The organism is Cupriavidus sp. 05T313 (assembly GCF_056396665.1).
Genome location: NZ_JBFTLX010000309.1, coordinates 1 through 7,535 on the forward strand (window position 1 = coordinate 1; position 7,535 = coordinate 7,535).

Below are 7,535 nucleotides of genomic sequence, written 5' to 3' on the forward strand. Positions count from 1 at the left end.
GTGTCATCGCCGATGCGTATCGAACAAGCCCGATCAGACGACGTGCAGGCGGTTGCTTCAGTCTTGCAAGAGGCGGCGCAGTGGCTTGCCAACACAGGCCGGCCACTATGGATGCCTTCCGACGTGAGCATCGAGCGTGTGCTTTGTGATACCGCGGCAGGGAACTTCTATGCGGCGCGCGACGGCGATGACATCATCGGCGTCATGCGGTTCGAACTGGAAGACCCGTTCTATTGGCCGGAGGTCGAGCCCGGTACATCCGCCTTCGTGCACAAGCTGGCGGTTCGCCGCTCGTGGGCCAGGCAGGGTGTCTCCACCGCGCTGCTAGCCTTCGCCCGAGAACGCGCACGTAGTCTCGGGCGCCGGCATCTCCGGCTGGATTGTGTCGCTGACAGGCTGGCGCTGCGAACGCTCTACGAGCGTTTCGGCTTTGGGCTGCACAGCTGCGTGCAGAAAGGCGCAGGGTCCGTTGCCCGTTACGAACTGGCGGTCACGGACTGAATGGGCTGAATGGACTGCCGTCCTTCAGCGTCGGCAGCAGTCATCCGGTACATATCTCCCCGGCATCCGCTTCCCGGTCATTCGCGTCCCGCGAGCTCGATGTGGTAGACCAGGCGCTGGATGAAGGTCTGCTGGCCGGGGCCGAGGGAGACAAAGGTGCAGCCAATGTGATGCATGGCGCGCTGGTCGCTCCACACCAGACCATGCCCGACCACCTGCAGGTCGAACTCCAGTTCGCCCTGGTTGCGAAAGTCCAGCCTGCATTTCGGCAAGATCGTGCCTGCCGGAAATGGGTCGGTATTGGCGATACTGGTGCGAAGGCCGACACCGGAGAGCGAAAGGTCGGCAATGTCCAGCTTCAGAACCTCGTCATCGGGCGTGCGCAGCTCGCAACGATAGCCCATGGCGGCGTCCGGGCGTGCGCGGGGGTGGCGGCGGCGTTCAAAATGGTAGAGCTGGGCCGGGAAGGCCGCGGCGCAGGCCATGCCGCCCTGATACCTGATGGGGTAGGGTCTTTTGATGACGAAGCGGATCTTGACATCGCGCAGCACCGCGGAGACGGCAATCTCGTCCGATGTCAGCAGCAAATCCCGCTCCGCTTCTGTGCGGCATCCGTCGAAGATGAAGGTACAGCCTACGGGGTCAACCTTCAGCAATGTGGTGGCAATCCTGTAGCCGTCGCGCGTGCGCAGCCTGACAACGCACTTCAGCCAGGCAAGATCGAGCAGCACGGCACTGATCTGTATGGGAAGGGTGAGCCGGTGGCGGGCATCGGGCGGGAAACCGTCTGGCGCTTGCGTGCTAGCGGTCTGGCGCTTGGCATTGGYGGGTTCGGGGCTCACGGGATCCTTCAACAAAATGGGAATCGAGGAGGGCTGCGTCTCGATTCCAGCGGCGCTATGTTCAGATGTGCGGGCGGCCCGGCGGGGGCGACGGGACGTTACCCGAGGAAGAATAACGGCAGAAAGCGGCGAGACTTTACCCCTGCGCTCGGAGGGGTAAGTAAGGCAATCCACCCAAGATAAGCAGCCATAGAATGGCACATTTTTTTCGCGCAAGGCATTGACGGGCAACGAGATTTGAGTAAGCACCACCCTGGTGCAAATATCTGCGCGCACGCAACCTGCACTCCCCATGCTGTTTCACCAGCTGCGCCGGAGCCGCTTCGGACCTGCGGATGAACCGCATCTGCGCCATCACCGCGCTCAAGGCGTATCCATCGCGTGCGACCGGATCGCGCCTGGCCTCGGCCGGTATCTTGGTGGATTGATTCCTATCCCCCACGTTTCGTGAGGTGGCTGCTGCGCTCGAAACGCCAGAATCTCTGCCGTTTGGACGAATAAGTCTTAATTAGTACTTGTCCTATTAAATGCCCGTGAATCATTCAATTCGGATTATTAATATAGGACTAGTCCTATATTAGGCCAGGCGTGCAACGCTTATAGCACGACTGGCCTCCACGCTTCAATCCCACTTCAGTAGGTTAAAGCCAGCTAACGGCGGGTCATCGCCCGCCAGCCCGCTTGTCGTCGCAGCTTTACTGCCGGCAGCAGACTTTTTTGTCCGCTTTCGAATGAATTAAGAGTCAATTGTCTGATTGACCATTTCGCYGGAAACAAAAAACAATGTAAATGCCTTCGCAAGGAATGACATTTCCCATTCGTCATTCCATCAAGTCCATTAAGGTGCCGTTCGCCATGGCGCCGCCAATCCAGGACCGAATCAAGCATGAATAAGGGTAGTTTCCGCCTGGTTTTCAACAGGCGTCGCGGCATGCTGGTCGCCGTCGAAGAATCGGCAACCAGCACAGGCAAGGGCCATCAAGGCGGCGCGCGGTCAATCCGGCGTGCGCGGCAGGGCCCGGCGCGCATCGCATCGCTTGCGGCTGCGCTGCCATCCGTGCCGTTCGCACTGCTGACCCTGCTGGCGCTGGCTGCCCCCGCCAGCGCCCGGATCGTGGCGAACCCCGATGCCGGCGCCAACCGCCCTGACGTGATCCAGACCAGCAACGGCCTGCCGCAAGTCAACATCACGCGGCCCTCGGGCGCTGGCGTGTCCACCAACGCCTACACGCAGTTCGACGTAGGCAGGGGCGGCGCAATCCTCAACAACTCACCCACCATCGTTTCGACCCGGCAAGCCGGCTTTGTCAACGGCAATCCCAACCTGCTGCCGGGCCAGAACGCGCGCATCATCGTCAACCAGGTCACCAGCGCGCTGCCCAGCCAACTGCGCGGCTACCTGGAAGTGGCCGGGGGCCGGGCCGAAGTGGTGGTAGCCAATCCCAACGGCATCCTGGTCGACGGTGGCGGCTTCATCAACACCAGCCGCGCCACGCTGACCACCGGCGTGCCGGTATTCGGCGGCACCGGCAGCCTCGACGCCTTCCGCGTCACCGGCGGGCAGATCTCGGTGCAGGGTGCCGGCCTGAACGCGGCCAATGTCGACCAGGTGGACCTGATCGCCCGCACCGTTACCGCCAACGCTGCGCTCTACGCCAACAACCTCAACGTCATCGCCGGCGCCGGCCAGGTGGACCGCGCCACGCTGGCGGCTACGCCGATTGCCGGCGCCGGGCCCGCGGCGGGGGTGGGCATCGACGTCAGCCAGCTGGGTGGCATGTACGCCAGCAAGATCCTGCTGGTGGGCACCGAAGCCGGCGTGGGCGTGAGCAACCGCGGCGTGCTGGCCGCGCAGGCTGGCGATCTCACGCTGAGCGCGCAGGGCCGGCTGGAACTGGCCGGCAAGACCAGCGCCAGCGGCAACCTGGCCATCGCCGCACGCGGCGGCGTGGACAACATCGGCACCACCTATGGCGCGCAGGCGGTTTCGCTCGATACGGCGGGCGCGCTCAGCAACAGTGGGACGCTGGCGGCGCAGCAAGCCCTGCGCGTCAACGCGGGCAGCGTCGCTTCCAGCGGCAGGCTCGGCGCGGGCGTCAATGCCGACGGCTCGGTCGGCCAGCGGGCCGACCTGACCGTCATCGCTGACGGCACCCTGTCGTCCAGCGGCAAGCATGTGGCGGGCGGCAATGCCAGCCTGAACGGCACGGCGCTGCAACTTGCCGGCAGCCAGACCACGGCGCTGGGCAACCTGAACCTGTCCGCCACCGCAGGCGATATCAACCTGAACGGCGCCGCCGCCAGCGCCGGCGGCGCGCTCGGCGCCACGGCCCGCGGCGCGCTGAGCAATGACCGGGGGCAGTTGTACAGCCAGGGCGCGACAGCCATCACGGCCGGCAGCGTGTCCAACCAGGGCGGACAGATGCTGGCGCAAGGCGCAACGACGGTCTACTCGGCCGGCGCCATCAACAATGCACTGGGCGAGATACAGGCGGGCGGCGCGCTGGGCGTCAAGGCGTCCTCGCTGGACAACGGCGCGGGCCGGCTGGTCTCGCTCAATGCCGATGGCCTGTCCGTCGCCGCCACGGGCGCGCTGACCAATACGGCGGGCACGACGGCGAACGGTGCCAAGGGCGGCGTGATCGGCGGCAACGGCAGCGTGCGGCTGAAGGCCGGGACACTGGCGAATCAGGGCGAGATCAACGCGCAGGCCAATGCCGGCCTGGATGCCCGGTCGCTGGACAACGACCGCGGCAGCATCACGGCGGGCGATGCGCTGACGGCTACCGTCGCCGGCGCAGCGAGCAACCGCCAGGGCACCATGTCGGCGGGCACGCTTGACGTCACGGCAGGCTCGCTCGACAACGGCGCGGGCCATATCGAGGGCGGCCGGGTCGGCATCCGCACGGCGGGCGACCTGGCCAACCGTGGCGGCGCGATCAGCCAGTTCGGCGAGGGCGACACGGTCATCAATGCCGGTGGCGCCTTCGACAATACCTCGGGCACGCTGGCCACCAGCGGGAAGAACCTGACGCTGGACGCGCAATCGCTGTCCAACGACAGTGGCCGCGTCGCGCATGCGGGCAACGGCACGCTGGCGCTGACAAGCCACGGCGCGCTGGGCAATGCCGCCGGCATCCTCCAGACCAACGGCGCGCTGGACGTGCAGGCCGCCGGTGCAGTGACCAACACGGGTGGGCGGATCGAAGCCGCCGGCACGCACGGCGCACTGTCGCTTGCCGCCCGGAGCGTGGACAACACGGGCGGGCGCGTCGTCAACGTGGGCGACGGACTGACCCGCGTGCGGGCGCGGCAGGCGTTGGTCAATGCCAATGCGGGCCTGATCGGCGGCAACGGCAAGGTGCAACTGGTGGCCGGCGCACTGGCCAACCACGGCCAGATCACCGCCAAGGGCGATGCCAGCCTGGATGCGCAATCGCTCGACAACGACCAGGGCCGCGTCACGGCGGGCACCGCGCTCACCGCCACGGTGGCCGGCGTGGCAAGCAATCGCCAGGGCACGCTGTCGGGTGGCGTGGTCGATCTGTCGGTGGCGTCGCTGGACAACGGCATGGGCCTTGTCGAAGGCGGCCAGGTCGGCATCCGCACAACGGGCGGCTTGTCCAACCGTGGCGGCGCCATCAACCAGTTCGGCAAGGCCGACACCGTCATCAACGCCGGCGGTGCCTTCGACAACACCTCGGGCACGCTGGCCACCAACGGGAAGAACCTGACGGTGGACGCGCAGTCGCTGGCCAATGACGGCGGGCGCATCGCGCACGCCGGCGGCGGCGCGCTGGCCCTGACGAGCCGGGGCGCGCTGGGCAATACCGCCGGCGCCATCCTGAGCAATGGCACGCTCGCCGTGCAGGCCGCCTCGCTGGACAACACCCGGGGCAACCTGTCCGCGCAAGGCGCCGCCAGGGTCGCCACCGGCGCAGTCCTGATCAACCGCCAGGGCACGCTCTACGGCCAGTCTGGCCTGTCGCTCACCAGCCAGGGCCAGGTGGATAACACCAACGGCACGGCGCAGACCGGCGGCGACCTGCTCCTCGCTGCCGATGGCACGCTGAGCAACGCCGGCGGCACGCTCACCGCCAACGGGGCGCACGGCAAGGCCACCGTATCCGCGTCCGGCATCGACAACCGCGGCGGGCGGATTGCCAACGCGGGCGATGGTGCCACCACCGTCACCGCAACCGGTTCGCTGGACAACACCGGCGGCACGCTCGGGGGCAATGGCGACGTCAGTCTCGCCGCCAGCGATCTCGACAACACTGGTGGCGCGCAAATCGCCGCGGCCGGCGCGCTGACGCTGGGCATCACCCGCAGCGTGGACAATCGCGGCGGCAGGATCTACGGCGGCAAGGGCCTGAGCCTGGACCAGGCCGGCGCCACGCTCGCCAATGACAGCGGCACCGTGCTTGGCGGCGCCGACGTCCAGATGAAGGTCGCGTCGATGACGAACCAGGGCGGCGCGGTACGCGCCAACCAGGACATCGGCGTATCCAGCGCTGGCGGCACCGTCAGCGGCAGYGGCGAGATGACGGCGGGGCGCAACCTGACGCTCAGCGTGGCGGGCGACTATCTCAACGATGCGGCCAACAAGCTCAGTGCCGACGGCGACATGCAGATCAACGCCGGCGGGACGCTGACCAACACCGGCACGCTGGCGGCGCGCGGCAGCCTGGCCGTGCAAGGCGCGAACGTGAACAACGCCGCTGGCGCCGGCATCAACGCGCAGTCCACCACCGTGCGGGCCGACAACGCCATCAACAACGCCGGGCGCATCGAAGGCCATGCCGTCAACACCCTGAGCGGCACCCTGGCCAACACCGGCGCGGTGATCGGCAACACGGTACAGGTACAGGCAAGCGACATCAGCAACACCGGCCCGGCCGCCGTCATCGCCGCCGCGCGGGACCTCAGGATCCATGCATCCAATGCCGTCTCCAACCTGGACGGCGCGCTGATCTACAGCGCCGGCAACCTGCAGATCGCCCGCGACGGCACGCGCGACCCGGGTACCGGCATGCTGGCCAACCAGATCAACGTACTCAACAACCGCTCGGCTGCGATCGAAGCGGATGGCGATATCGATATCGCCGCGCGGGCGGTCAACAACACGCGTACCAGCATCGTGACGGAGGCGGGCACGCCGCAGCAGACCGCGGCCCGGACACTAACCACGTGGTTCGCGGGGTTCACGGGCACCGAGCAGCGGAACCACAAGAGCATCACCTTCCCGAGCTGGAACTGGGCGGGGGCGAGCGCGCCTGTCAGCGCCAGCCTGATCAATGCCCTGCGCAGCCCGATCACGGTCGAGGTACCCAAGACCACGGTCGCCAGCTTCGACCCCAACACCAAGACGCTGTCGTTCACGCAGGCGCCGGTTGAGGCGTATTTCAACCCGCAACAGCCCGGCTGCGCGAATGACAATGACTGCTTCACTCCGCCGCCGATCCTGACCCGGCCCATCACCACCAGCAGCACGCAGTACTACCAGGACATCCAGGACACGGGGACGACCTACAAGATCACCTTCTGGCCCGACTGGGATCCGGCCAGGCACATCCGCCCGGACCAGGTGCGCGTGCGCTACGACCTCGGGCCGGACTATCACGACTACAGCGAGATATCGCGCACGACCGTCGCCACCACCGCGACCGACCGGCTGGTCAGCGCGACCCCCGCAGCCAGGATCCAGGCCCAGGGCACCATCCGCGTCAACAGCGACGGCGGCACCATCCTCAACCAGTCCTCCATCATGGCTGCCGGCGGCAGCCTGATCCGGCGCGCGGTTGCCAGCGAGGTACAGGACATCGGCACGGTGCTGCAGCAGACGGTCAGCACCACCGACACATCCACCTTCTATTGGCACCGGAAGAACGGTAGCAACAGCGATACGCAGGAAGTCCCGTATCCCACCACGCCACAGAACCCCACCACGGTGGCGGCGCTGCCAGCCCTTGCCACCGCCAACCAGTCGGTGCAAACCACCGCGCAGGACATCACCGTCGGCTCGGTCAACCGCGTCGGCCAGACCGTCACCGGCAGCGGCGTGGCGGGCGGCGGCGCCTCCGGCACGCTGCCCGGCAGTGTCGCGGGCACGGCCGGCGCCGCGCCAACCCTTGGCGCGGGCGCCGTCGCGGCAGCCACCGGCGCTACCAGCCGCCCGCAGACCCTGGGCAC

Annotated in this window: 3 protein-coding genes; 2 read left to right on the top strand and 1 reads right to left on the bottom strand. The window is 67.1% G+C overall.

Translation table 11 applies throughout. The features are described 5' to 3' along the window. On the top strand, positions 1 to 501 hold a 501-nt coding region (locus tag AC1DKD_RS36965), incomplete at its 5' end, for a GNAT family N-acetyltransferase (RefSeq protein ID WP_477144406.1). A 77-nt stretch (positions 502 to 578) separates the two neighbouring features. Here AC1DKD_RS36965 and AC1DKD_RS36970 read toward each other — a convergent pair. Beyond that, complete coding sequence (locus AC1DKD_RS36970; protein ID WP_477144408.1) at positions 579 to 1,343, bottom strand: flagellar brake protein; 765 nt, start codon at positions 1,341 to 1,343, stop codon at positions 579 to 581. An 886-nt stretch (positions 1,344 to 2,229) separates the two neighbouring features. Here AC1DKD_RS36970 and AC1DKD_RS36975 point away from each other — a divergent pair. Beyond that, positions 2,230 to 7,535, top strand: a 5,306-nt coding sequence (locus tag AC1DKD_RS36975; RefSeq protein ID WP_477144407.1) for a two-partner secretion domain-containing protein, incomplete at its 3' end; no start/stop codon positions are given.